18 protein-coding genes and 2 pseudogenes are annotated in these 24,688 nt (G+C 63.0%); 11 read left to right on the plus strand and 9 right to left on the minus strand.

The annotated features are described in order from the left end of the window. Positions 1-4: 4 nt before the first annotated feature. Positions 5-1,000 (minus strand): tyrosine-type recombinase/integrase, encoded by a 996-nt coding sequence (locus tag ACLBKS_RS15735; RefSeq protein WP_410193754.1) that lies wholly within the window; start codon positions 998-1,000, stop codon positions 5-7. 131 nt (positions 1,001-1,131) lie between these two features. On the opposite strand from ACLBKS_RS15735, the gene ACLBKS_RS15740 reads away from it, so the two are divergent. From ACLBKS_RS15740 to ACLBKS_RS15750, 3 genes and pseudogenes are all read left to right on the plus strand, one after another. Continuing rightward, positions 1,132-1,578 (plus strand): hypothetical protein, encoded by a 447-nt coding sequence (locus tag ACLBKS_RS15740; RefSeq protein WP_410193755.1) that lies wholly within the window; start codon positions 1,132-1,134, stop codon positions 1,576-1,578. Positions 1,579-2,114: 536 nt separating this feature from the next. Further along, positions 2,115-3,521, plus strand: coding sequence for a 30S ribosomal protein S12 methylthiotransferase RimO (gene rimO / locus ACLBKS_RS15745; protein WP_410193756.1), 1,407 nt, complete (start codon positions 2,115-2,117; stop codon positions 3,519-3,521). 41 nt (positions 3,522-3,562) lie between these two features. Next, positions 3,563-4,033, plus strand: a pseudogene (locus ACLBKS_RS15750) (YitT family protein); the annotation flags it as partial. 52 nt (positions 4,034-4,085) lie between these two features. Here the strand turns inward: ACLBKS_RS15750 and ACLBKS_RS15755 are convergent. Beyond that, positions 4,086-4,886, minus strand: a complete 801-nt coding sequence (locus tag ACLBKS_RS15755) for a MipA/OmpV family protein (RefSeq protein WP_410193757.1) — start codon at positions 4,884-4,886, stop codon at positions 4,086-4,088. A gap of 274 nt (positions 4,887-5,160) precedes the next feature. On the opposite strand from ACLBKS_RS15755, the gene ACLBKS_RS15760 reads away from it, so the two are divergent. The 4 genes and pseudogenes from ACLBKS_RS15760 to rimO (ACLBKS_RS15775) form a co-directional block, all read left to right on the plus strand. Then, positions 5,161-5,820, plus strand: a complete 660-nt coding sequence (locus ACLBKS_RS15760) for a response regulator (protein WP_410193758.1) — start codon at positions 5,161-5,163, stop codon at positions 5,818-5,820. After that, positions 5,817-7,304: a sensor histidine kinase gene (locus ACLBKS_RS15765; protein WP_410193759.1), complete on the plus strand. Its 1,488-nt coding sequence runs from the start codon at positions 5,817-5,819 to the stop codon at positions 7,302-7,304. The genes ACLBKS_RS15760 and ACLBKS_RS15765 overlap by 4 nt, the downstream gene beginning before the upstream one ends. Before the next feature lie 74 nt (positions 7,305-7,378). Further along, positions 7,379-8,011, plus strand: coding sequence for a DUF2306 domain-containing protein (locus ACLBKS_RS15770; protein WP_410193760.1), 633 nt, complete (start codon positions 7,379-7,381; stop codon positions 8,009-8,011). Between the two features lie 184 nt (positions 8,012-8,195). After that, positions 8,196-8,420, plus strand: a pseudogene (gene rimO / locus ACLBKS_RS15775) (30S ribosomal protein S12 methylthiotransferase RimO); the annotation flags it as partial. 144 nt (positions 8,421-8,564) lie between these two features. Here rimO (ACLBKS_RS15775) and ACLBKS_RS15780 read toward each other — a convergent pair. Beyond that, positions 8,565-9,620, minus strand: a complete 1,056-nt coding sequence (locus tag ACLBKS_RS15780) for an extracellular solute-binding protein (protein WP_410193761.1) — start codon at positions 9,618-9,620, stop codon at positions 8,565-8,567. A 332-nt stretch (positions 9,621-9,952) separates the two neighbouring features. After that, positions 9,953-10,513 (minus strand): TIGR01841 family phasin, encoded by a 561-nt coding sequence (gene phaP / locus ACLBKS_RS15785; protein ID WP_410193762.1) that lies wholly within the window; start codon positions 10,511-10,513, stop codon positions 9,953-9,955. 190 nt (positions 10,514-10,703) lie between these two features. On the opposite strand from phaP, the gene ACLBKS_RS15790 reads away from it, so the two are divergent. Genes ACLBKS_RS15790 through ACLBKS_RS15800 form a run of 3 tightly spaced genes read left to right on the plus strand, consistent with a single transcriptional unit; the run spans position 10,704 to position 13,668 of the window. Beyond that, positions 10,704-11,201 carry an acyl-CoA thioesterase gene (locus tag ACLBKS_RS15790; protein ID WP_410193763.1) on the plus strand — a complete coding sequence of 166 codons (498 nt, stop codon included), beginning with the start codon at positions 10,704-10,706 and terminating at the stop codon, positions 11,199-11,201. Between the two features lie 50 nt (positions 11,202-11,251). Continuing rightward, a complete protein-coding gene (locus tag ACLBKS_RS15795) occupies positions 11,252-12,676 on the plus strand; it encodes a sodium:proton antiporter (RefSeq protein ID WP_410193799.1) in 1,425 nt (474 codons plus the stop codon). A 14-nt stretch (positions 12,677-12,690) separates the two neighbouring features. Then, positions 12,691-13,668, plus strand: coding sequence for a 2-hydroxyacid dehydrogenase (locus tag ACLBKS_RS15800; protein WP_410193764.1), 978 nt, complete (start codon positions 12,691-12,693; stop codon positions 13,666-13,668). A 52-nt stretch (positions 13,669-13,720) separates the two neighbouring features. Here ACLBKS_RS15800 and pal read toward each other — a convergent pair whose 3' ends face one another. The 3 genes from pal to ACLBKS_RS15815 form a co-directional block, all read right to left on the minus strand. Then, complete coding sequence (gene pal / locus ACLBKS_RS15805) at positions 13,721-14,077, minus strand: peptidoglycan-associated lipoprotein Pal (protein ID WP_410193765.1); 357 nt, start codon at positions 14,075-14,077, stop codon at positions 13,721-13,723. Positions 14,078-14,501: 424 nt separating this feature from the next. Then, entirely contained in the window at positions 14,502-15,647 is a 1,146-nt protein-coding gene (locus ACLBKS_RS15810; protein ID WP_410193766.1) for a YbdK family carboxylate-amine ligase, read from the minus strand. Continuing rightward, complete coding sequence (locus ACLBKS_RS15815; protein WP_410193767.1) at positions 15,637-16,986, minus strand: cation:proton antiporter; 1,350 nt, start codon at positions 16,984-16,986, stop codon at positions 15,637-15,639. Before ACLBKS_RS15815 ends, ACLBKS_RS15810 begins: the two co-directional genes overlap by 11 nt. A gap of 430 nt (positions 16,987-17,416) precedes the next feature. Here ACLBKS_RS15815 and ACLBKS_RS15820 point away from each other — a divergent pair, with 430 nt between their 5' ends. Next, positions 17,417-20,458 carry an adenylate/guanylate cyclase domain-containing protein gene (locus ACLBKS_RS15820; protein ID WP_410193768.1) on the plus strand — a complete coding sequence of 1,014 codons (3,042 nt, stop codon included), beginning with the start codon at positions 17,417-17,419 and terminating at the stop codon, positions 20,456-20,458. 81 nt (positions 20,459-20,539) lie between these two features. On the opposite strand, the gene ACLBKS_RS15825 is transcribed toward ACLBKS_RS15820, so the two are convergent. Together ACLBKS_RS15825 and ACLBKS_RS15830 are read right to left on the minus strand one after the other, a co-directional pair. Further along, positions 20,540-22,456, minus strand: a complete 1,917-nt coding sequence (locus ACLBKS_RS15825; protein ID WP_410193769.1) for an AMP-dependent synthetase/ligase — start codon at positions 22,454-22,456, stop codon at positions 20,540-20,542. A gap of 238 nt (positions 22,457-22,694) precedes the next feature. Continuing rightward, positions 22,695-24,518 (minus strand): putative bifunctional diguanylate cyclase/phosphodiesterase, encoded by a 1,824-nt coding sequence (locus tag ACLBKS_RS15830; RefSeq protein ID WP_410193770.1) that lies wholly within the window; start codon positions 24,516-24,518, stop codon positions 22,695-22,697. Positions 24,519-24,688: the final 170 nt, after the last annotated feature.

The raw sequence follows: 24,688 nt of genomic DNA on the forward strand, positions 1-24,688 counted from the left end.
AGCGTCAGTTTGTGACCAACTCTCGAGTTTTGAGTTGCTCCAATTGCCTGCGTCCGAGTGGGCTGCGCGCCAGCTTTCGTGCGAGTTCCCACCCGCGAGGGTGGTAATAGCGCAGCAGCATGCGGGTGTCTCGGTGGCCGCTGACCTTCGCCATTTCACCCAGGTCGAACACCGGAGCCAGGCGTGAAGTGGCTTCATGCCGCAGATCATGAAAGCGGAGGTCTTGGAAATACATCGGCAGCGGTCGGCGACCGTGCTTGCGGCAGACCACTTCGTAGCCTTTCCTGGCGCGCTTGCGGGCGCGGATGAAGGCGCGAGTCACGGCACCGGGCGTCATGCTGAAGATGCGCCCCCGCAGAGGTTTGCCGTCCAGGAAGCGGCGCAGGCAGTCCTTGGCCGTCGGCGTCAGGGGCACTTCCCGGCTGGTGCCGTTCTTGGTGTCCGGCAACTTGACGACGCCGTGAACCAGGTCAACGTGCTGGCGCTCGATGCCGCAGATCTCGCCGCGCCGCATCCCGCTTTCGACTGCCAGGGTGGCAATGGTCGGCAGCTCTTCGCTTCGAGTGTGGTTGATGATCCAGGTCAGCTCGTCGCGCGGGCACTCGGCCTCGCTGATGCCGCGCAGCGTGATGTGGTCGTAGAGCCTGCGGTCGCGGGCATCGTTGACGGAAGGGCGGCGAACGAGCTGGGCGGGGTTGGCCAGCTCCGTCCACCCCCAATCCTTGCGCAGCACGGTAAATACATGGCTGATGAAGGCCAAGCGACGCACGACGGTGGCAGCGGCCTTGTTCTGCAGCCATTCGTCGCGCAGAGCCAGAAGGTCGGTATTGCGAATTCGATCTACGGGGCGACTGGCCAACCGGGTCGCGAGCCAAGTACGCGCTATGGATTGCTCGGCACGGTGGCCTTTCTTGAGAGTCGAGATCTCAACCAAATAACGATTGATCGCACTGGCCAAGGTAGGTGCTGCAATATGGCGGAGACGGCGAGGATGCTTCATGAAAAAAGCCGAAGGCTACTACAGCCTTTGGACAACTTTGACACTCAGCCAGAGAGCATTTTTTCAAGGCGCACGAGCCAGATGGGGCTGCGCGATTCCGATTCCAACTTCCGTGTAAGGAGGTATTGATCATGGAGGAAAGCATGACTGAACCACACACCACCGCCGGGGCCATTGCGGCACACAAGGCCTTCCTTTTTTCGCTGCCCCTCATCAGCTTCTTGCTCGCGTTTTGGCTCGGTCTTCGGTATGCGCCCTTGCACAAGGATGCGCAGTGGAAGGATTTGGTGGATCGGCTTGCCGCTTGTGTTGTTAGTAGTTTTGTGTGTGGCGTGCCCGCAGTGCTGGCGCTCATGCACTACTACCCGGAGGTCTTCGCGGTCGCGAGTCAACTGGCCTTGGTATTGGGCGTTGCGCCGAACTTGGGTAGCGTCGCCGGTGTCGTGATTGTCTCTGCGTGGATCCTGCCTCTGTGTAGCTTGCCAGGGCCCTGGCTCTTCGCGGCCATTTATCTCTGGCTCAAGCGTCAGAAGGGAAAGGATGCTGCTGAGATCCTTAAGAGAGTGCGCGGAAAGTGATGGACAACGTCTTCCGCGAGATGTTCTGGCTCCCCGCCCGTGAATTTTCAGGTCACGGGCGGGGGTTTTTTGCATTTTCGAGTTGGGAATTGCCTCGAATTTCGCAGCGTTTCCCGGGGGAATGCCGCCGTTAGGCAACTTGGGCTTCACTTGTTCTGTGCCTGTCTTCCGGCGTCGACCAGCCTCCAGCCGCAGTGATGCAGGCAATTACAATAGACCGGATCAGTTTGCACATTCTTTGTCCATGCGTGCGGGTTGAGAGTTTGGGGCGGTCCATGATGTAGCCGGCTTCAACCGGACTGTGGCAGGTGTGCGAGGCGTCTAGAGGAGCGCGCTGGCGATTCGATGCACAGAGGATTGCTTTTGGTGTATCGGCGCGCTACGTGCACTAAATGGCAAATGTCTTCGCCACCCTCAACCACGTCGGTGATCCCATTCCGTCGGCCCGCCCAGCCCGCCATACCGCCCTGGCATGCCTGATAGCGCGTCGCTGGAGCGCATGCAGTAACTGCCCCAATCTGAAAACGTACTGATTCATGACTGAAATTTCCGAAAAACCTGCCCCTCGCATTGGCATGGTGTCGTTGGGCTGCCCCAAGGCCCTGACCGACTCCGAGCTCATCCTCACGCAGCTGAGTGCCGAGGGTTACCAGACGTCCAAGACCTTTGCTGGCGCGGATCTGGTGATCGTCAACACCTGCGGTTTCATCGACGACGCGGTGAAGGAAAGCCTGGACACGATTGGCGAGGCGCTGGCGGAGAACGGCAAAGTCATCGTCACGGGTTGCCTGGGCGCGCGTACCGTGGGTGAAGGTGAAGGCGGCGAGGGTGGGGCCAATCTCGTGCGGCAGATGCATCCCAGCGTGCTGGCCGTCACGGGGCCGCATGCCACGCAGGAAGTGATGGACGCGGTGCACCTGCACCTGCCCAAGCCGCACGACCCTTTTCTGGACCTGGTGCCGGGCGGTTTTGGCGAGGCGGGCTTGAAGCTCACGCCGCGCCACTACGCCTACCTGAAGATCAGCGAAGGCTGCAACCACCGTTGCACCTTCTGCATCATCCCCTCGATGCGCGGTGACCTGGTGAGTCGTCCGGTCGGGGATGTGCTCAAGGAGGCCAAGGCCCTGTTTGAAGGCGGTGTGAAGGAATTGCTGGTCGTGAGCCAGGACACCTCGGCCTATGGCGTGGACGTGAAGTACCGCACCGGTTTCTGGGATGGCAAGCCGGTGAAGACGCGCATGCTGGATTTGGTGCAAGTGCTGGGGGAATTGGCGGCTGAGCATGGTGCCTGGGTGCGCCTGCACTACGTCTATCCCTATCCGCACGTGGACGATATCCTTCCTCTCATGGCGCAAGGCCTGGTGCTTCCTTACCTGGATGTGCCTTTCCAGCACAGTCATCCGGAAGTACTGCGACGCATGAAGCGCCCGGCCAGCGGTGAGAAGAACCTGGAGCGTATCCAGCGCTGGCGCGAGATCTGTCCCGAACTGGTGGTGCGCAGCACCTTCATCGCGGGCTTTCCAGGTGAGACCGAGGAAGAGTTCGCGCACTTGCTGGACTTCGTGCGCGAGGCCCAGATCGACCGCGCAGGGTGCTTCGCCTACAGCCCCGTGCGCGGGGCAGCAGCCAATGAACTGCCTGGCGCTCTGCCCGACGCACTGCGGGAGGAGCGGCGCCAGCGTTTCATGGCCGTGGCGGAAGAGGTTTCCACCGCCCGCCTGCAGCGGCGTGTCGGCGCGACCATGCAGGTGCTGGTCGACTCCGCACCCGGCCTGGGCAAGAAGGGCGGCGTGGGCCGCAGCTATGCCGACGCGCCGGAGATCGACGGGACCGTGCGCTTGTTGCCGCCCGAAAAAATCAGCAAGACCCTGAAAGCCGGGGAGTTCACCAAGGCGCGCGTCGTCGCGACCGATGGGCACGATCTCGTGGCCTTGCCGATCTGACCACGGCTTCTGCGGGGTGCCAACGCCTTACCGCCTGGCGGCACTGCGGCACCGGCATCGCGTTCGGCAAGTTGTTCTTTGTCGTCAACCTGCCGTTCTACTGGTTCGCCTGGGCGCGCATGGGCCGCGAGCTCATCCTCAAGACCTTTGTGTGTGTGGCCCTGCTGTCGCTGCTCACCGAACTGTTCCCACACGTGATGCATGTGGACTACCTCAACCCGCAGTTCGCTTCCTTGCAGGGTGGCTTGCTGCTGGGCACGGGCTGCCTGTTTCTGGCGCGCCACCGCTCCAGCCTGGGTGGGGCTACCGTGGTGTCGCTGTACCTGCAAGGCCGCTACGGCATGCGCGCGGGCAAGGTGCAGATGATGATTGACGGCACGGTGGTGCTGCTGGCGCTGTGGGTGGTGCCGGTGGACCGCGTGGCGTATTCGGTGCTGGCGGTGCTGGTGGTGCAAGTGATGAGCGGGTTCTTGTGGATCAGCCACCGGCCGGGGCGGTACGTGGGGCATTGACGGGCTTGGCCATGCCCAGCCCTGTCCCGCGCGGACCGGTGGCGAACCAGGCTCAGAACCGGTACAAGAATCCCGCCATCATCGCGGGCTGGCTGGACCGCTCCACCAGCGGGCTGTTCTTGATGGCGCTGCCCAGCCGGGTACTGCTCACATCCACAAAAATCCACTGCCGGGGCGCCAGGGTGTAGCCCACGCGCACGCCGGCCTGCAGGTTCACGGCCGCGCTGCCTGCGTAGGCGGGGCGGCCCGGGCGGGCCTCGTGCTGCTCCACGCCGTAGTAGTAGTCCACGGCCTTGCGGTCCTGGCGCAACAGGGCCAGGCGCGGGGTGATGTCGAAGGCGCCTGCCTGGAAGCGGCGCTCGGCCTGCAGGGTGAGCTGGTGGCCCTTGCTGTGGGCCGAGGCGTCGGCCAGCAGATCGGCCGACAGGTCCACCACCCCGGTGTGCCAGGTGGCGGCGGCGCCCAGCCACAGGCTGCCCTTGCGCTCGGCCATGCCCGCCAGGTGGGGCGAGTCCTTGGCATCGTAGCCCTCAAAGCCAAAGCGGGAGCGCAGCCGCAGGTCCAAGGGGCCCGCCGAGGGCAGCTTGAAGTCCACGCCCGGCCCCATGATGCTGATCCAGCGGTTTTCGTAAGTGACCAGAGGCAGGGGCTGCACCTTGTGGTCAAAGCTGCGGTAGGGCTTGCGGTCGGCGCTCACGGCCAGGCCGAGGCCCCAGGCGGACTCCTGGGCCTGCTGCTGGGGCTGGGGCTGCTGCGCCCACAGGCTGGCGGGTGCCGCCGCCAGGGTCAGCAGGGCGGCCACGGCCGCCAGGCGGCGGGGGGCGCAAGACAAGGTGTCGGGATGATGCGTCATGGTTCAGAAGGGGTGAAGCAGGGGGTACAGGGCTTGTCGGCGTGGACACCTCGCCGCTGGGGTGGTAGCGTGCGGCGGCCCTGCGCTGAAAGACCAGCGGGTCGGCCGACTGGCTGGCTGGGCGACTGTAGGAAGCCTGACTTAGCCCGGAGTTAGCGCCCTGGGCCTGGCGGCTTGGGGTCTTCATGTGGCGCTCATCTGGCGCTAAGAATGGCGCGCTAGGCTGCGCCCGGGCCCGTGTACTCATGCGGCGGATGTATCAGAGGAGAACCTGTTGCGCGCACTGCTGGTGGAAGACGACGACATGATCGGGCGCAGCCTTGTGCATGCGCTCAAGGGGGCGGGCTGGTCGGTGGACTGGGTGCGCGATGGCGCCCTGGCACACAGTGCGCTGGCCGATGGCGACTACCGCTGCGTGTTGCTGGACCTGGGCCTGCCCGGGCTGGACGGCACCGAGGTGCTGCGCCGCGCCCGTGCGCGCGGCGACCTCACGCCCGTGCTGGTGCTCACCGCCCGCGACGGGCTGGACGACCGCATCCAGGGGCTGGACCTGGGCGCCGACGACTACCTGCTCAAACCCTTCGAGGTGGGCGAACTGCTCGCCCGCATGCGTGCCGTGGTGCGCAGGCGCAGCGGTGTGGCCCAGTCCATCGTGGGCAATGGCGTGGTGCAGCTGGACCTGGCCACACGCGAGGTGCTGCGCCCCGGTGCGCGCGAAGCCCTCACCGCGCGCGAGTTTGCGCTGCTGCAGGCGCTGCTGGAGCGTCCCGGCGCGATCCTCTCGCGCGAGCAGCTCGAAAACCGCATCTACGGCTGGGGCGAGGAGGTCAGCAGCAACGCGGTGGACGTGCTCATCCACGGCATGCGCCGCAAGCTGGGGCCCGATGCCATTCGCAATGTGCGCGGCCTGGGCTGGCGGGTGGCTGCGCCATGAAGGCCGCCGCCGAGACCGGCCGCACTTGCACCGATGCGCCCAGCCGCTGGTACCAGCCCCGGTCGCTGCGTGGGCAGCTGCTGGCGTGGCTGGCCCCCTGGGTGGTGGTGGGCGCCGTGGTGGCGGGCTGGGCTTTCTATGCCAGTTATGGCCTGGTGCTGCACACCTTCATGCAGACCCAGATGGAGGTGCTGGCGCGCCACCACGTGCCCGGCGGCCGGGGGGACGCGCCGCCGCCCCTGCAGGTGCTGAGCGACGAGAGCGTTTTCCGATGGGGTGCACTGGTTGTGCAGGTGTGGTCGGCCGACGGCCAACTGCTGGCCACTTCCAGCGCCAGCCCGTACGCCGCCGTGCCCTTGCAGGCTGCGCCGGGCCACCGGCTGGTGCAGCAGGGTGCGGGGTGGGTGCAGGGCTGGCGGGTGTACACCGCGCCACCGGCCGGGCCCGGCCACCAGCGTTTGCAGGTGCTGCAAAGCGAGCAGTTCCTGCAGGAAGAAGTGTGGGGGCGCACCCTGTATGTGCTGCTGCCGCTGGCCCTCCTGTTGCCCGCGCTGCTGTTCACGCTGTGGTGGGTGGTGGGGCGTGCATCCCGTTCGCTGCGGGGGGTGGCGCAAGAGGTGGCCCTGCGCGACGACCGCAGCCTGGGCGCCATCCCCCTCGGCCCGGCAGGCCGGGTGCCCGAGGAGATCGTGCCGCTGGTGGCCTCGTTCAACGCACTGCTCGCGCTGCTGGGCGAGGCGTTTGCCGCCCAGCGCCGTTTTGTGCAGGACGCGGCCCATGAGCTGCGTACCCCTATGGCCGCCATGGCACTGCAGATGGAAAACCTGCGCCCCTGGGTGCCGCCGGGCGAAGCGCAGCAGCAGTTTGTCCAGCTGGATGCCGGCATGCGGCGCGCGCAGCATCTGGTGGGGCAGCTGCTGCGTCTGTCTCGGCAGGAGGCACCGGCCTCTGCGCAGCCACTGGCCCCGGTGGACATCACCGCCGTGCTGCGCGACAGCGTGGGCCAGTGGATGCCGCTGGCCGACCAGCGGCGCATCGAGGTGGGTTTTGACGGCACCGAGCAAGTGGTGCTGCAGGCCTCGGCCGTGGACCTGCGCAGCGTGTTCGACAACCTGCTGGACAACGCGCTGCGCTACACGCCCGAAGGCGGCTCGGTCGAAGTGCGCCTGCACCGCCTGGATGCGGGGCACGCCGGGGGCGCCGGAAGTGCCGGAGAAGGGAGCGTGGTGGTGGATGTGGTGGACACGGGGCCGGGCATTCCCCCGGACTTGCTGGAGCGTGTCTTCGACCGCTTCTTCCGCGTGCCGGGCACCCAGGCAGATGGCAGCGGGCTGGGCCTGGCCATCACCCGGGCGGCTGCGCTGCGCCAGGGCCTCAGGGTGGAGCTGCTGGCACGCAGCGATGGGGTCAGTGGGCTGGTGGCGCGCGTGCATCTGGCGCCCACCGCCACATTTGCCGCTGGCTCGGCGCTAACTCAGCGCTAAGACAGGGCTAACGCCAGGCTGAGTCACGCTTCCTAGAGTGGATGCATGTCCATCCTCTTGAGAAAGTTCTTTGTATGAAAACACGCCATCCCCTTGCAAGCCTGGCCTGGGGCCTGCTCTCGCTGTCGGCCCTGGCCGTGGGTCTGGTCTCGCTGCGGTATGCGTTGCCCGCCATGCCGTTTCCGTCCGAGCTGCCCAGCCTGCAGCTGTGGCGCCATGCCTTCGTCGTGCATGCGGTCAGCGCGTCGCTGGCGCTGATGCTGGGGCCCTTGCAACTGCTGGCGGCGCTGCGCAATCGGCACCCTGCCGCCCACCGGTGGACAGGCCGGGCCTATGTGCTGGCGATTGCCGTAGCCTGGTTGTCATCGCTGCCCTTGGCCGCGAATGCGATGACGGGTGTGGTGGCAGCCGTTGGCTTTTTTGCGCTGGGCCTGGCATGGGTCGTGGCCACGGGCTGGGGCGTGGCCTGCGCGCTGCAGCGGCGGTTTGCTGAGCACCGGCGCTGGATGCTGCGCAGCTACGCTCTCACGGCGGCTGCCATCACGCTGCGCATTTACCTGGGTCTTGGGGCTGCGGCGGGGGTGGACATCGAGGTGTCCTACCCCTTCATCGCCTGGCTGTGCTGGGTGCCCAACCTGCTGGTGGCCGAGTGGTACCTGCGGCGGTCCGGGCCGCAGGCCCGGCTGTCGCCGCTGGGCGCGGCTTGAAGAGACCCGGTGCGCTGGGGGCGCGCAGCCCCCGGGTGTTTAGAACGGCTCACAAAACTCAGCGAAGCGGTTCTGAAAGGTGTGCGCCTGGCCAGCACTTCATAGCGTTCCCGAGATGCCTGATTGCAGGGTGTTAGGGCGCATGCAGCGTCTGCTCCAATCTGACAAACGTACTCATACATGACTGCAACGGCGTATCGGCGCGACCATGCAGGTGCTGGTCGATTCCGCGCCCGGCCTGGGCAAGAAGGGCGGTGTGGGCCGCAGCTACGCCGACGCGCCGGAGATTGACGGCACAGTGCGACTGCTGCCACCCGAGAAGATCAGCAAGACCTTGAAGGCAGGCGAGTTCACCAAGGCGCGCATCGTCGCGACCGATGGGCACGACCTGGTTGCTTTGCCGATCTGATCGGCGGCCTCCTTCCATGCCGCGCTAACCCCTGCGGCGCGGCTTTCATGGAGGCCCGTGCGCTTCTCCCTCAGCCAAAAAAAACGGCCATGGCGACGAAGCCATGGCCGTTGGTTTTACCGCTTTGAGCGTGTTCGGATCGCTTTACTTGAATCCGACGCGGTCCAACATCTGCTGAATTTTGATCGTGTTGCGGCCCACGGCGCTGATCGGGATGGTTTCGCTCTTGAAGCCCTGGCCGACCATGCGCTGGAGCGCCGGATTGTTCGGCTTCATGCCGCGCGCAGCGGGCCACTCGTTGTTGGCGTTGGAAAACACTTCCTGTGCCTCGGGGCTCGCAAGGTATTCCAGGAAAAGAATCGCATTGGCGCGATTGGGCGCATGCCGCGCCACGGCCGCGCCCGCGATGTTGATGTGCGTGCCCCAGCTGCTCTGATTGGGGAAGACAACTTCCACCTTGTCCGCTACCGCGCGGTCTTCAGGCGCAGTGGCATTCATGAGGCGTGCCAGGTAGTAGGTGTTGGTCACCGCGATCGCGCATTCCCCCGAGGCCACGGCGCGGATTTGGTCCGTGTCACCACCCTTGGGTTCCCGAGCCATGTTGGCGACCATGCCCTTGAGCCAAGCTTCGGTCTTGGCTTCGCCCGTGTGCTCAAGCACCGCGCCGAACAGGGAAAGGTTGTAGGGGTGCGAACCCGAGCGGATGCACAACTTGCCCTTGTTCTTCGGGTCGCCCAGTTCCTCGTAGGTGTCGACATCTTCCCGCTTCACCTTGCGCGGGTCGAACACCACCACGCGTGCACGTGTGGAAAAACCATACCAGCTGGCCGCGCCGTCGGCGTTGGCCGTTCCATGCAGGTTCAGGGGAATGGCGGCATCCAGCACGGAAGACTTCACAGGCTGGTAAAGACCCATGGTTTCACCTCGGTAGAGACGTGCTGCGTCAACCATCAGGATCACGTCGGCGGGAGAGGCCGTGCCTTCCGCGCGCAGGCGAGCGATGATGCCCGCGTCGTCCGAGTCCACCCGCTGAATTTGGATGCCGGTTTTCTTGGTGAAGCCCGCATAAAGGATATCGTCACTCGGGTAGTGGCGAGCGGAGTAGACATTCAACACCTGTTGCGCGTGGGCGGCGCTACCCACCAGCAACAACAACGCGCCCAGCAGGCGACCCACAGAAAGATCAGCGAAAAGCTTCATGGATATCATTCTCAGAAACGTTGGGGATCGCATCTTATATGCGATGAGAATAATTCTCAGAAAATATCGATGACTCGAAGGGATTAGGCGGCGTTGCTCAAAGCGGGCAAAAAAAAGCCCCATCCGAAGATGGGGCCTTGAAGGGATCCCTGAAGCCTGAGCTTGCGAAAGGACCCGAGGAGACAAGAGGTGGGAACTGATCTGAAAACTTTATGACATTTAATTCATAAAGCGAAATCAATTTCCGATGAGTGAATTATGTCAGGGTTTCCACCGGTCTGTAAAGTCGGCGACTGTAAATCCTTGTAAAAAGCAGGGGCAGGTTGGCCTATTCAAGCGCGCTTCTTGGCCTTGCCTGTTTCGGCTGCGCCTGTCGCGGCATCGATCGCGCTGGTGGTGGCAGCCTTGATGTTCGACTCTGCGAGTACCGCAGCCTGCTTGGCCGATTTCTGCGCCGTTTCGAGCACATTGTTGGCAGCGGCCACAGCGCTCTTGAACAAGGCCACGGCGGTTTCCGAACCGGCCGGGGCGTTCTGAGCGGTGCTGTCCACGAGATCCTGGAACTTACGCTGCACCTCGGCGAATTGGGCTTCAAACGCCTTGGTGAACTCGGCACTGGTGGTGGTGGAGATCTCGTACACCTCTCGGCCATAGCTTGCGGCCTTTTCGCCGAGTGGCTGGAAGAGGCTGGACGGCAAGCTCATCAGTTCCTGGGGGTCCTTCACGCTCAGCACGGTCTGGGTCTGGCTGGCGGTATCGGCCAACAGCGCCTTGCTGGCGGCAAGATGCAACTCCACCAGCTTTTCGATGCCTTCAAATGCCTTGCTGGTCAGGCCGAAGAGGGATTCGATGTTGGCCTTGTTGGTGGCCAGGACTTGTTCAGCGGTCAGCATACGGTACTCCTTGATGAATGGTTTCAGAACGATTTCGACACCACGGGGCTCACGCGATATGTTGCACTGCAACATGGCGTCCATTGTAGGGAGACGCCGCACGATGACAAGGCGTTCAGATTCTGTTTTGACGCTTTAGGGGCCAAGCCCTAATAGGGGCAGCCCGATCAGACTGGCAGAATGCCGCCCCATGACGGAAAAGGCGGGTCAAGTCCCCGAACACACAACTTCACAAACCGGGAGACACCGTCCCGGGCCTGAACGGCGCGAGGCTTACCGGGTGTTCCGCAGGTTCGGAACGCGGTGGATGGACAACGATGCGTATGGGCATGCCAACAACGCGGCTTATTTCAGCTGGTTCGACACGGCAGTCAATGCCTGGCTGATCGAGCAGAGCTTGCTGAACATCGAATCTGGCCAAACCATCGGTTTGGTGGTCGAAAACCATTGCAACTACTTTGCTTCTGTAGGCTTTCCTCAGGACATCGAAGTCGGTCTGCGCGTGGGTCATGTCGGCAGCAGCAGCGTGCGCTACGAACTGGGCATCTTCGCTCTTTTGGCAGAAACTGCCTCGGCCCAAGGTCACCTCGTCCACGTGTACGTGGACCGCACTACACGCCGCCCTGTATCTCTGCCGTCGAGGCTTCGATCCGCTACGCAGGCGCTGTACACCCCCGCATCGGAATGAAACTGGCTCTCGTTGAGTAACAAGGAAAAGAGTGGATGGACGCGAAAGGAATGAATGTGAAGCAATGGCGTAGGGTGTTGACGGGCTTGTTGCTTGCTGGGAGCGTATGGCCTGGCTTGGCCTCGGCGGCGGAGCTGGACGGTAGTCAACTCTCTGCTTGGTGGGGCGTGCCCTTCGCCGGAATCCTGCTGTCGATTGCGTTGCTGCCCTTGCTGACCCCGTTCTTCTGGCACCACCACTTTGGCAAGATCGCTGCAGCCTGGGCCTTGGCCTTTTTGCTGCCATTTGCCGTGGTCTTCGGTCCTTCGCTGGCAGCGCACAGCTTCGTTCACGCCTTGCTGGCCGAGTATGTCCCCTTCATCCTCCTGCTGACGGCGTTGTTCACCGTATCAGGCGGGATTTACATCAAGGGCAATCTGCATGGCAGTCCTGGGTTGAACACGGCCATCCTGGCCATCGGCGCAGTACTGGCCAGCTTCATGGGGACAACTGGCGCATCCATGCTCTTGATCCGTCCGTTGATCCGAGCCAATGACAACCGGCGGCACAAAGTGCACGTCATCGTTTTTTTCATCTTCATCGTCTCGAACGCAGGGGGCTCCTTGACGCCCTTGGGTGACCCACCGCTGTTCCTCGGTTTTCTCAAAGGGGTGGATTTTTTCTGGACTTTGCAGCACATCTGGCCCGATACGCTGTTCCTCGTAGGTAGTCTGCTTGCGCTCTTCTATGTCTTGGATAGCTGGTATTGCCGTCGTCGCGAGGAAATCAAGCCGGTGGACCCAACCCCTGACACGAGGCAGCTGGGCTTCGATGGGGGCGTGAATTTCGCGCTGCTGGCGGTGGTGGTGGTCCTGGTGTTGATGAGCGGCATTTGGGAACCCGGCGTGGTGTTCAATGTGTTGGGAACGGAAGTCGGATTGGCCGGATTGGCAAGGGACGCCGGTCTGATCGCCGTGACGCTGATTTCCCTGAAGCTCACCCCCGGGGATGTGCACGACAACAATCAGTTCTCTTGGGGCCCGATGCAGGAGGTGGCCAAGCTGTTCGCTGGCATCTTCCTGACCATCATCCCCGTGATCGCCATGCTGAAGGCTGGCGTGAACGGGCCTTTTGGTGGTGTCGTGGCTGCGGTCACCAATGCCGATGGCACGCCGAACCCCTCCATGTATTTCTGGGCCACGGGCGCCCTGAGCTCCTTCCTCGACAACGCGCCGACCTACCTCGTCTTCTTCAACACGGCGGGGGGTGACCCTGCGCTGCTCATGACTTCGATGTCCACTACGCTGGCAGCCATCTCCGCCGGCGCGGTCTTCATGGGCGCCAATACCTACATCGGCAACGCGCCCAACCTCATGGTCAAGGCCATCGCGGAAGAACGCGGCGTGAAGATGCCGAGCTTTTTTGGCTACATGCTCTGGTCAGTGGGCATTCTTGTGCCATTGTTCATCGTGATGACTTTTCTATTCTTCCGTTGACCTGGAGTGTTTTGATGAGCAAACCCCGTGTGCTAGTGGCACGCGCGATCTTTCCCGAGATCATCGCCAAGCTAGAGCAGCATTTCGACCTAGAGACCAATCAGCCCGACGAGGACATGAGTGGTAATCGGCTGATCGACAAGCTGCGTGAGAAGGACGGTGCCTTCACCACAGGTAGCGTGCGCATCGACAAGACGGTGTTGGAGGCCTGCCCGCGACTGAAAATCTGCGCCAACATGGCCGTCGGGTACAACAACTTTGATCTGGACGCGATGACAGCGCGTGGCGTGATCGGCACCAACACGCCCGATGTGCTGACAGACACCACGGCGGATTTCGGTTTCGCCTTGCTGATGGCCACGGCCCGCCGGATCGCCGAAAGCGAGCATTACCTGCGCGCGGGCAAGTGGCACAAATGGGCCTACGACATGTTTGCCGGTGCGGACATCCACGGCTCAACCCTGGGTATCCTGGGCATGGGTCGCATAGGACAAGGCATCGCCAAGCGTGGCGCGCACGGCTTTGGCATGAATGTCATCTACCACAACCGAAGCCGTCTCGATGCCGCCATGGAAAACGAGTGCAAGGCCCGCTACGTCAGCAAGGATGAGTTGCTGAGGACGGCTGATCACTTGGTGCTGGTGTTGCCGTACTCGAAGGAGTCTCACCACATCATTGGCGCGTCGGAACTGGCCTTGATGAAGCCCACCGCGACGTTGGTCAACATCGCGCGCGGCGGCATCGTCGAAGAAAACGCACTGGTCCAAGCCCTGCGCAAGGGCAGTCAGGGCGGAGGCATCGCCGCTGCGGGACTGGATGTGTTCGAGGGTGAACCCAAGGTGAACCCGGAACTCCTGACCGTGCCGAACGTGGTGCTCACACCGCACATTGCGAGTGCAAGCGTGCCCACCCGGCGCGCCATGGCAGACCTCGCGGCAGACAACTTGATCGCCTACTTCCAAACCGGCAAGGCGATCACGCCGCTGAATTGAGCAAGCCAAAAAAAAGCGGTCCGAAGACCGCTTTGGGGACTGGCTCGCTAGCTCACTTGTAGGTGATTTCGGCGCGCCGGTTCTTGGACCAAGCGGCTTCGTTGCTTCCGCGAACCGCGGGCTTTTCCTTGCCGAAACTGATTGTTTCGATCTGCGAGCTGTTCACGCCCAGCAGCACCAGCATCTGTCGCACGGCGTCCGCCCGGCGCTGGCCCAGCGCGAGGTTGTACTCGGTGCCTCCACGCTCATCGGCATGGCCCGCGATCGTGACAGAGCGCGCGGGATTGGATTGCATGAAGCGGGCGTGGGCCTCGATCACGGCACGGAACTCGGGCTTGATGGCCGAACTGTCGTAGTCGAAGTAGACCAGTTTGGCTACGTCAGCGATCGCGTCCGCAGGCTTAGCCACAGGCGCCGCCGATTGTGTGCTGGCCTGCGCAGCAGGTTTGGCTTCCGGCGCGGCTGTCGTCACGCTCGGGGCCGGGGCTGCTGGAGCTGCCGCTGCTGCGGTGCTGCTCGTGGTATCCGGGGCTGTCGTGGCCACTGAGGAGCAGCCCACCATGAACAAGCTGAGGAGGGGGGCAGCGCCAAGCACAATCCATTTTTTCAACGACATCAAATTCTCCTTTGGGTGAGTCGGCTGCATGAATGACACCATGCCGCCGAGGGGTCGGAGGCGTCTTGCGCCCAAGAGCCCATTGAGGTCTCCCTCGGACGAGGTGAGTCTCATGGGACGGAACGCCGACCATAAAGAACTATCTCTGGTAAATCAAGGGCTTACCCAGCAGGCCGGTGCGGATTTTGGGAAAACGTAAAGAAGCGTAAAGCCATCTTCACACAAGGGCTGCGGCCTCGGTCTGCGAGTCGGTCCTGAATCGCAAACTCGCCTGCCTCGAGACTTCAGCGAGAAACTGCTCTCGAACCTGAACCTCTCGCAACCAACGCGCATCGTTCTGTCCTTGAAGGACGCTCTTGCGCAGGAGGTTCAGCGCGCTTTCGGCGCCGGGTGACTGCGCGTGACGGCCCACCTGATCCAAGGTCATCAGCAGGTGATCCTTGAGCGCGAGATGCTCTCCCTTGGCCGGGTCGACATAGATGGCGTCCAGGCCAAATCGGCAAGCTTGAAAGCGGTTGTAGTTGTAGACGAGGTAGTCATCCTCCTCTGGCGTGAATGGTGCATCGTTCAGGAACCACGCCGCCAGCGCTTGCACATACGCGGCAAGCGCCGCAGCCCGTTCGATGGTCAGCGGCGTGTCAAAGACGCGGATCTCGATGGTGCCGAACTCCGGCTTGGGCCGAATATCCCAATAGAAGTCCTTCATGCTGTTGACGACGCCGGTGCGTGTCATCTTGTCGAAGAATTGTTCAAACTCGCTCCACCGCAGCACAAAGGGGGCGCGGCCAGAGAGCGGGAAGGCATAGACCGAGTTGAGGCGCGCGGAATCAAACGCCGTGTCATGGCCTTGCACGAAGGGACTGGACGCTGACAAAGCGATGAAGTGGGGGATGTAACGGCTCATCCGATGCAGCATCAGCAGGGCGCTGTCTGCGTCGGGACATCCCACGTGCACGTGTTGGCCAAAGATGGTGAACTGCTTGGACAAATAGCCGTAGAGGGCTGAAATCTCCTTGAAGCGCGGTTTGTCGTAGATGCGCCGCTCGTGCCACTGCTGAAACGGGTGCGTGCCACCGCCCACGACGGCAATGTTGAGTTGGTCCGCGCTGCGAACGAGGGCGTCGCGGATCTGACCCAGTTCTTCCTTCACTTGTTGCGGTGAGTGGCAAACCCCAGTGGAGATCTCGATCATGCTGGAGGTGATCTCGGGCACGACGCTGCCAGGCAGATCATGTTTGCGCATCAAGCGCAGCATGTCGTCCGCGTAGGGCGCGAGATCGTAGTCGTGCGTGTTGACCAGCTGCAGTTCAAGCTCCACGCCCAACGTCAGGGGCTCGGAAGGGCGAAAAGTTTCAAGCGCCATGGCGGTTGTCCTCCGGTTCTTGCATGGATGGCGACGCGCGGTCTTCGGCAGTTACCGCGGGGGCACTGAGGCGGCCAGAAGCCACGCGCTCGGCACTGGTTTCACTGACCTCCCTGGTCTGTTTGAGGCTCCAAGTCATCAGCAGGGCGCCCAGCAATTCCAGCAGCAGCAACAAGGGCAGCGCGATCGAGGCAATCGCGGCTCCCAGCGTGGGCGTGAATTCGGCGAACTGCGATATCAGCAGCAAGGCTACCGCCGACATCGGCCACAGCGTGTTCGCGGTCCAGAGTGCCTGCCGCAGACTGGCGCCGCTGCCCATGCCCAGCAGCGTGGTCGCGCTCATTGCGCCGATGCGGGCAGCCCCCCGCGTCAACGCCAGCGCCAGCACCAGGCCCCAAGCCTGCCATTGCCAAGGCGCCTGGGCAGCTGTCATGGCCACCAACACGAAGGTGAGGATGCTCAGCGCGCTGGCCGCTGTTCCGAATTGGCGCGGCCAGATCCACGGGCGCGGGTTCCAGGCCTTGAGCAGCACGCCAGCCAACAAGGCAGCCAGTGGCGCGGAACCTCCAAAGTGCGCGGCCAGCGCCGTGCCTGCGGCGATCAGCGCCAATTGCAGCACGGCGGTGTTCTCGCTGCTCGGGCTCATCCACGCGAGGGCCTTGCGCAAAGCCAGCGCGAGCAAGGCCCCGACCAGCACCGAGGTGAAGACCAAGAGCAGCACGGCCAGTGTGGCTCCCCACCAGCTGCCCATACCAGGGCCTTCCACACGTCCTTCCATCGGACCCACCAATCGCGCCATCACGCCGCCCAGGGCGAGGACGTAAAAGGTGTTGAGCGTGGCCAGCGTGATGGCCCGATCGGTCACGGGGCCGCTGGCGCGCAAGTCGTGAGCCACCCGCATCAACAAGGCGGGGGACGTGGTCGTGATCAGCAGGGCCAAGGGATGCTGCAGTGCCGCTTCAATCTGGAATAGACGCAACATCCAGAGCGAAGCCGCATAGGTGACCAGCGTTTCAACGATGCTCTGCACCAGCAGCATCGGGTTCATGCGCAGCCAGCGCAGCGACAGGCGTCCGCCGGCCTCGAACAGGACGATGGACAGGCCCAATTCGATCAGGAACTGGGCGATGCCGTCCAGAGGCCAAGTGGCCTTGATGTAGCCGGAGTAGCCCGCCAAGGCCCCGATCAAGGAATAGCCCAGCACCTGGGGTAGCCCCCAGCGGCGTTGAAGGCCGTGGCCTATCGCAGCGGCCACGGCCAACAGCAGTGCCCATTGCACGACAGGAAGACCGGCGGAAGGCTTGATCCATTCGGACCAGTGGAACATGAGATCGAACAAGCGAGACTCCTCATTGAGATGCGCGCACGGGCTGATCTTTCCATGGCAAGGACAGGCCCCGCAGCTTTTTGTTACGGCAGGATACGTCCAGTCACAGCGAGCGCGCAGGCGAGTGACACAGTGACACGCAATCGTCTTGTGGAGCCGTCACCACGACGCATGCGAGGCGGACACAGTTCAAACGCTCGACACCGGTAATTGTTCACAGGCCGGACTTGTCAGTGCGGATGATCTGCACAAGAATGCTCGGTTTTGAATCCGAGAACTCGACCGAGTTTCTCAAAAAAACAAGTCCGCACACGCCATGGCGCCAAAAACATCATTCAAGTCCTGGCTGAGGGCACGCATCGATGTCATCGCACGAGTCACTGGGCGTGGTCGCCGTCGCAGTTCCCTTGCGCAAAGGCCTAGCGTCGAGGTGGAGTCCTCAGTGGCCACTGCGAGACCCCAAGGCGCGGTCGCCGACCCGTCGATCGGCGTGGTCATTCAAGGGCACGACGCTCCGGGCGCTTGGCGTTGGGTTGCCCAAGGGCCGCGGGTCTTGGGGCGCGGCGTGATGTCTGCATTGCGCTGGATATGGCGAGTTCTCAACGGCATTCAGTTCAGACTGGCGGTGTTCACTGGGAGCCTGATAGCAGGGACCATCGTCATCCTGTCGACCAGTTATGTCTACCAGCAGACTGAAATCCTGCGCGAGAGCTACGAGCGCGAAGCCGCCATTTCGCGCAACTACATCTCGTCACTGGTTCTGGAACTCGACAACATCTCTCAGAGTTTGATCCGGGTGGAGGAGTTCCGGCTGCGCGTGGGAGAGCAGACCCAGGCGCTGAAGAAGTACCAGACTGTCACCACGACCGTGACCGTGACGGAAAAGAAGAAGGAGACGTCCTTTCTTGGCATCAAGAGCAACTGGTTTGGATTGGCCGGCACGGAGAAGATCGAGGAAAAGCAGACCAAGACCAGCGACAACTATTTTTCCACTTACCTGTCCAGCAACGACACGCAGGTGCTGGAGAAAAATGTCTTGCTGTTGCTGCAGCAAAGTGGCGGCGCGATCTCGGACCGGGCCTTTGCCGCGCTGCAGGCGCAAGCCAAGAAACTCGTGTTGGCGAATCGCGAGCTTGACGGACTCAAAGAACGTCTCGCGGAGCGACAGCAGCGTGAATCTGCGGTCGCTGAGCAGAAGCCCGAGGGTGACCCGTCGCGCATGAAGGCCGCTGCCGAAACCCAAGCCGCTGAAGAACGCTTTCGCAAGCAGTCGATTCAGGCTCGCAAGTTGCGTAGTGAACTCGACTCCAGCGTAATCGCTCACCTGCTTGAAGCACGTAAGCGCAAGATTCAGGAGTTCGGGCTCGATACCGGACGGTTCCGCATCCAGACCTTCTCCGCCCTGGGGCTGCGGCCAGGTCTCACGCCCGAGGCCGCTGTCGACACCCGCATCTTCGACCCGTCTTCCGCCCTCAATCAGCTGGATGTCGATGAGTCCTTGGAGGAAAGCCTGCTGCGCGCCTTTGTCTCCATCCAGCAAAACGGCGTTCTGCGTGACCTGGCACCGGTGGCGGCTCGAATAAATGGCTTGGAATTGCAGGCGCTTTACTCGCCCTATTTCGAGCACCCCGCATCCACCGAAAGGGCGCGCCTGCTCGAGGAGAAGCGCCCCGCGCTGAAGGTGCGGGTGAGCCCGCAGGGCGAGGAGATTCAGCCTTGGGTCTGGGCCGCGTATGCGGAAGAAGAGAAACCCATCTTGGACCAACTCGCCAAGATTGCGCCGGTGCTGCGCGCGCGCTTGAAAACCTTGCGCGAAACCAACCCGCCAACCCCGCCTCACGAAGATGCGGCGTTTCGGGCGCAGTACGAGCGCTACGCCAAGCTGGTGCAGCAGCGCAACGCCCTGTATGAGAGCTACTTGAAGCGGTATCCGCCGTCCGAGGACGAGCGCCTGTCCGTCGAGGCGCTCGGTTACCTGCGTGACTCTGCGCTGGAGGATCAGCTGCTGGTTCGCTTCCGCACCGATGGGGCCGACTACCAGCGCTCGGTGCGATCGTCCGAGGATCGGGCCACGTCGCTTAGGCGCTGGAAGGCCTTGCGCGATTGGATCTACTCTGGTCAAAGCGAGACCCCCACGCCCTTGCTCAAGACCTTGTTCTCCGATGGCCTGATCGGCAACAGCCGGACCGAGGCCGAAGAGGTGCTTTGGAAGCTGGACACCACGCCCTTGTTCTCCGACTCCGGGCGTGGTGATCTGCCGCAGTTCGTTCTGGCGCAGAACTTCGCGGGCATGACCCGAACCATCGTTGACCGCACGGATGGTCTGCGTGCCATTCAAAGCAACCGTGACAAGGCCGTTGAAATGGCCCTGTTGATCTTCGGCGCCGCCGTCGTGCTGGCGGTGGCCATCTCCTACATCGCTGTGCGCAAGATAAAGCGCCTGATCCGAAACGCAGAGAAGGTGGGGCAGGGCGATCTGGACGTGGCGTTTCCCACCAAGGGCGCGGATGAATTCGGCAGTCTGTCGCGGGCCTTGAACCGAATGGTTGGTGGCTTGCGTGAGCGCGAGAAGATCAAGGGCATCCTGGGCAACATGATCGATCCCGTGGTGGTGGGTGAGGCCATGAAGGATATGGCGGCGCTCAAGCGCGGTTCGGAACTTCGGGTCACGGCGTTCTTCTCCGACGTGGCGGGTTTCTCGGGCATCAGCGAAAAACTCAGCTCCGTCGAACTGGCCAACCTGCTCAACGAGTACCTATCGGCCATGACGCTCATCCTCAAGGAACATGAGGGGGTGCTGGACAAGTACATCGGCGACGCCATCGTGGGCATCTTCAACGCGCCGGTGCCGGTCGAGGACCACAGCCTCAAGGCCGTGCGCGCCTCCCTCAAGATGTTGCGCAAGCTGGAGGAGCTACGCCAACTCTGGAAGCGTGAGAACCGCTACATGCCCGAGGTGCACGAGATGCGCATCCGCATTGGCCTCAACGTCGGCTTGGCCAAAGTGGGTTTCATGGGCACGGATGCGCTGGCGTCCTACACCATGATGGGAGACACCGTGAACCTGGCCGCACGGCTCGAAGCTGCGGGGAAGGACTATGGGGTGTCGTTGCTGATTTCCGACGCGGTGTACGCGGAGGTCAAGGACCACGTTTTCTCGCGCAAGCTCGATCTGGTACGTGTCAAGGGAAAGAGCGAACCCGTGGTCCTGTACGAGCCCATCGCCGAATGGTCCGAGCTGGAGCATGCGGAGTTGGGCAGCGAGATTCGCAAGCGTCAGGCTGCGGCTCGCCTGTATGGCGAAGGTCTGGATCTTTACCTTGCACGCCAATGGGGCGCGGCCGTCGCCAAATTCAAGGAGTCAGAAGAGGTGCGGGGCACTGCGGATTTGGCCGTTGAGCAACTGGTCACGCGTTGCCTAGACTACCAACAAGAACCCCCTGCGGCCGATTGGGACGGTGTCTACACCCGAGAACACAAGTAGTTCGCGGGGACAGGAAGGTGGCCGAGGTTTTTTGCGCGTCGGCCTTGGCTGGCGCGGCACGGGTTCTCCGCGCCAGCAGCATCAGCGCTTGCGGTACATCGCCTCGATGGCCGATTCAAAGCGGACCATCAGATTGTTGCGCTTGAGTTTGAGCGTCGGCGTCATCAGCCCATTCTCGATGTTCCAGGGTTCCCGTGTGAGCGTGACGGCTCTCGGCACGGCATAACGCGCAAAGCTGCCCGTTACGCGTTCCATCTGCTTGAGCGCCATGGCGATCGCCTCCGGGTGAGCCAGGTTGTTGTCGTCCTTGGGGTCCACACCCAGCTTGTTGGCGAGCTTGGTCCATTCGTCGGCTTGCACGACGGCCACGGCGGCGATGAAGGGCCGTTGTTCACCGACCACGAACACCTGCTCGAACAAGGGGGCGGCCAGGATGGCTTGCTCCAAGTCGCCGGGCGGCACTTTCTCCCCGGTGGATGTGACGATGATTTCCTTGATGCGACCCAGGATGCGGATGCGGCCTCGCGCGTCAATCTCGGCTTGGTCCCCGGTCGAAAGCCAGCCCTCGGCATCGAGCACGCGCGCGGTGTCCTCGGGTCGATTCCAGTAGCCTCGCATCACCGAGGCACCGCGCACCTGCAACTCTCGGTTGGCGGCGATGCGCACTTGCACGCCCGGGAGGGCGCGGCCCACCGTGGCCGGATCGTTGTCATCGGGACGATTGGCCGCGACCACGGGCGAGGTTTCCGTCATGCCGTAGCCCTGCAGTAAGGGCAAGCCCAGACCGAGGAAGCAGCGCGCCTGAGTCTGCGCCAAGGGGGCCCCGCCGCTCACCGCGATGCGGATGCGCCCGCCAAACTGCGCCATCAGCGGCTGAGCAACGAGCTTGCGCAGCAAGGCCCAGGGCAGCAGGCGCAGCCAACCCGCCTTCGCGGCGTGAACTGCGTCTTCCTCGGCGCTGACTTTCAGGTCATGCCGAGCGCGAAATCGTTGCCAGCCCTTGGCTTGCGCTGCCTCGAACAAGCGCTGCTTGAAGGCCGACTTGGACAGCACCTCTTGTAGCCGGGCGTGCACGCGCTCGTAGATGCGCGGTACCGAAATCAGCACCGTGGGCCGCACGAGCTTCATGTCTTCGGCCAATTGCTGCACCGAGCGTGCGTAAACGACCGCCGAGCCCGAGGCGATCGGTAGGTAGTACCCCGTCGTGCGCTCGAAGGTATGCGACAGGGGCAAAAAAGACAGGAAGACATCGTCGGGCAAGGGCGTCACGAAGGGGTAAAGGGCCTTCACGTTCGCCAGCACGTTGCGGTGCGTGAGCATCACGCCTTTGGGTTTGCCCGTTGTGCCTGAGGTGTAGACGATCGCGGCCAAGTCTTCAGCTCCTGGCGAGGGGTTGCCAAGGGCCGCGGTCTCGTGGTTGGCGTCCTTCGTGTCAGTGATCAGCCAGTCGCGCAGCGTCATGAGACGGGGCGGTGCGGAGTGCTTCGCTGCCGTCGCGGCCAGGGTGTCCAGTTCCTGGGTCGACGCCTCGCTGAAAACGACCGTGCGCAGCGATGTCAGCGCGATGCCAGTCTGCACCGCCGCGGCTTGGATCTGCTCCCACTGCGCTGCGTGGCTCAGCATCAAGAGGCTGGCTTCGCAGTCGGAGAGGATGTAGGCGATGCTGCCGGGGTTGTCGATGGCGTGCAGCGGCACGGGCACCGCGCCTTGGGCCAGCGTGGCTTGGTCGATGCGCATGGCATGAAAGCCATTGGCCAGCAGGATCGCGACCCTCTGGCCGGATTTGACACCGCTGGCGGCCAAAGCGCCTTGCCAGGCCCGCACTTGCTTCACGGTTTGGGCCCAGTTGAGGCTGCGCCATTGCTGTGTGTTCGCGTCGAATTCCCGGTAGGCCTCGCGCTCTGGGCTTTGCGTGGCGCGCCATGCCAGTAACTCAGGCAGGGTTTGAATCGAGTCGATGGGTGTGGCCGCCGAAGCGACGTCAAGGAGTTGCGTCATGAACGAGAGCGAGCAAGAGTCTGGGTGGATGCGACGTGGTGTCTGTCTTTTCCCAGGCATGAGTTGGGCATGCGTTCAGCATGCGTTGCTAAAGCGGTCCTCGAGCGCTGCGGGATGCGCGGGGTGCCCTAGGATGGGAAGCCCGCGATGATAGCGTGCGACTACGGTGCACCGCTCTGGTGTGGAGAAGGGAGGCACCTGCCACGCGGGCTACAGCGGCTGCTGTGCTGCGCGGAACTCAGGCGGGCTGGGCTGCCCTGGCGCTGTTGTGGAAATGGGCGTGCAGGTAGCGCGCGAAGTCATGTGCCGGCATGGGCCGGGCATGCAGATAACCTTGGGCTTCGTCGCAACCAATGTCGCGCAGTCGATCGAGCAGTTCGGGTGACTCCACCCCTTCCGCGATCGTGCGCAGACCCAGCTTGTGCGCCATCTCGACAATGGCCTCAACGATGGCGGCGGCATCCGCCGTTTGGTCCAGGTCGTGCACGAAGCTGCGGTCGATCTTGAGCTTGTCGATGTCCAAGCGCTTGAGGTAGGCGAGGCTGGAGTAACCCGTGCCGAAATCGTCGATGGAGAAATGCATGCCGCGCTGGCGCAGCCGCTGCACCAGGGCCAACACCTGTTCAACGTCCTGCAGCAGGATGGATTCCGTGAGCTCCAGTTCCAGGCAATGCGGGGGCAGGCCACTGCGCTCCAATGCCTGATCCACGGTGGCTTCCACGTCGTCACGGCGGAACTGCACCGCCGAAAGGTTGACCGCGACGGTCAGCGCTGGCAGGCCATCGTCCTGCCAGGCGCGGGCTTGGCGGCATGCCTGCTCCAGCACCCAGGCCCCAATCGGAACGATCAGGCCGCTGTCCTCCGCCACCGGGATGAAGCGCCCTGGCTCGACCAATCCGAAAGTCGGTGATTGCCAGCGCAGCAGGGCCTCCACGCCGACCATGCGGCCGCTGCGGATGTCCATTTGCGGTTGGTAGTGCAAGACCAATTCGCCGCGTTCGATCGCGAGCCGAAGTCCGTTGCGCAGCAGCAGGTGCTCCTCCGCGTCGGTGTTCATCGCCTCGTCGTAGAAGTAGTAGGCGTTGCGTCCCGTGTCCTTGCTGCGGTACATGGCCAGATCGGCCTTCTTGCGCAGCTCGTCGAAGGTCGTACCGTCTTGCGGGTAGAACGCCACGCCGATGGACGCGGAGGCGCTGATCTCCTTGCCTTCGAAATGCATGGGCTCCTGAAGCGTGCGCATGATCTTGTCCAAGGTGGGGATGCAGCGTTGCACCCCATCCACGCCGCTGAGCACGAGGATGAATTCGTCACCGCTCTGACGGCTCACGGTGTCGCTCTCACGCACGCAGCCCTTCAGGCGCGTGGCGATCTCGCGCAGCAAGGCGTCACCCGCGGCGTGGCCCAGGGAATCGTTGATGCGCTTGAAGTTGTCCAGGTCGATGAAGGCCAGTGCCAAGCCGTCTTGGGCGCGTTCGGCCTGGGCGATCGCCTGCTGCATGCGATCCTGCAGCAAGGCCCGGTTGGGCAGACCCGTCAGCGCATCGTGGTAAGCGAGAAACTCGACCCGCATTTCCACCCGCTTGCGCTCGGTGATGTCGATCCCCATCCCGTGGTAGCCCTTGAACACACCGTTCTCGAAGATGGGCTTGCCGCTGATGGAGCACCAGTGCAACTGACCCGTCAGCGGGGATTGGATCTGGTAGACAAAATCCTTGAAAGGCAGGCGAGCTTCCAGCATTTGCCGATGCTCGGTCCATTTCTCGGGCGCCACGTTGGTGATCGGCAGTTCCCAGCGCCGTTTGCCCAGCGGGCTCTGCATGTCGGTGGCGGACGACGACACCAACAGCCCTCCCCCATAGACTTTGGAGAACCGCAGTTCCTCGTCCATCTCCCAGAACCATTCCGAGCTCATTTCGGCCAACTCACGCAGGCGAGCCTGTTCGGCGCGCAGCTGCGCCATCTGCGCCTGATAACGCGCCTCCACGGCCTGCCGTTCGGCGATCTCGCGTTGTAGCTGGGCGCGGGCCTCTGCCAGCGCTTGGGTGTCGGGGTGTGCGTTCAATGCAATACGTTCCCTGGCGTTTCTGGCTCCCTGGGCCATGACTTAACCCCCCAGAATAAGGCAAAAATCCTGCAATTGCGGCTTAGACAGGTCTATTCCAAGGGAAAGTCCTGTCACTTTGAGTGGTTTGAAGGCAACAGGCCGCCCTCTAGAAGGGGGGGACGCCAGGG

The organism is Hylemonella sp. W303a (assembly GCF_046452315.1).
Taxonomy (GTDB): Bacteria; Pseudomonadota; Gammaproteobacteria; order Burkholderiales; family Burkholderiaceae_C; genus Hylemonella.

Coding starts and splice junctions, on each gene's coding strand:
- ACLBKS_RS15755 (WP_410193757.1), bottom strand. CDS start 4,886: ATGACGCATCATCCCGACACCTTGTCTTGCGCCCCCCGCCGCCTGGCG.
- rimO (WP_410193756.1), top strand. CDS start 2,115: ATGACTGAAATTTCCGAAAAACCTGCCCCTCGCATTGGCATGGTGTCG.
- ACLBKS_RS15825 (WP_410193769.1), bottom strand. CDS start 22,456: ATGACGCAACTCCTTGACGTCGCTTCGGCGGCCACACCCATCGACTCG.
- ACLBKS_RS15780 (WP_410193761.1), bottom strand. CDS start 9,620: ATGAAGCTTTTCGCTGATCTTTCTGTGGGTCGCCTGCTGGGCGCGTTG.
- ACLBKS_RS15810 (WP_410193766.1), bottom strand. CDS start 15,647: ATGGCGCTTGAAACTTTTCGCCCTTCCGAGCCCCTGACGTTGGGCGTG.
- ACLBKS_RS15770 (WP_410193760.1), top strand. CDS start 7,379: ATGAAAACACGCCATCCCCTTGCAAGCCTGGCCTGGGGCCTGCTCTCG.
- ACLBKS_RS15795 (WP_410193799.1), top strand. CDS start 11,252: ATGAATGTGAAGCAATGGCGTAGGGTGTTGACGGGCTTGTTGCTTGCT.
- ACLBKS_RS15765 (WP_410193759.1), top strand. CDS start 5,817: ATGAAGGCCGCCGCCGAGACCGGCCGCACTTGCACCGATGCGCCCAGC.
- phaP (WP_410193762.1), bottom strand. CDS start 10,513: ATGCTGACCGCTGAACAAGTCCTGGCCACCAACAAGGCCAACATCGAA.
- ACLBKS_RS15740 (WP_410193755.1), top strand. CDS start 1,132: ATGGAGGAAAGCATGACTGAACCACACACCACCGCCGGGGCCATTGCG.
- ACLBKS_RS15800 (WP_410193764.1), top strand. CDS start 12,691: ATGAGCAAACCCCGTGTGCTAGTGGCACGCGCGATCTTTCCCGAGATC.
- ACLBKS_RS15735 (WP_410193754.1), bottom strand. CDS start 1,000: ATGAAGCATCCTCGCCGTCTCCGCCATATTGCAGCACCTACCTTGGCC.
- ACLBKS_RS15790 (WP_410193763.1), top strand. CDS start 10,704: ATGACGGAAAAGGCGGGTCAAGTCCCCGAACACACAACTTCACAAACC.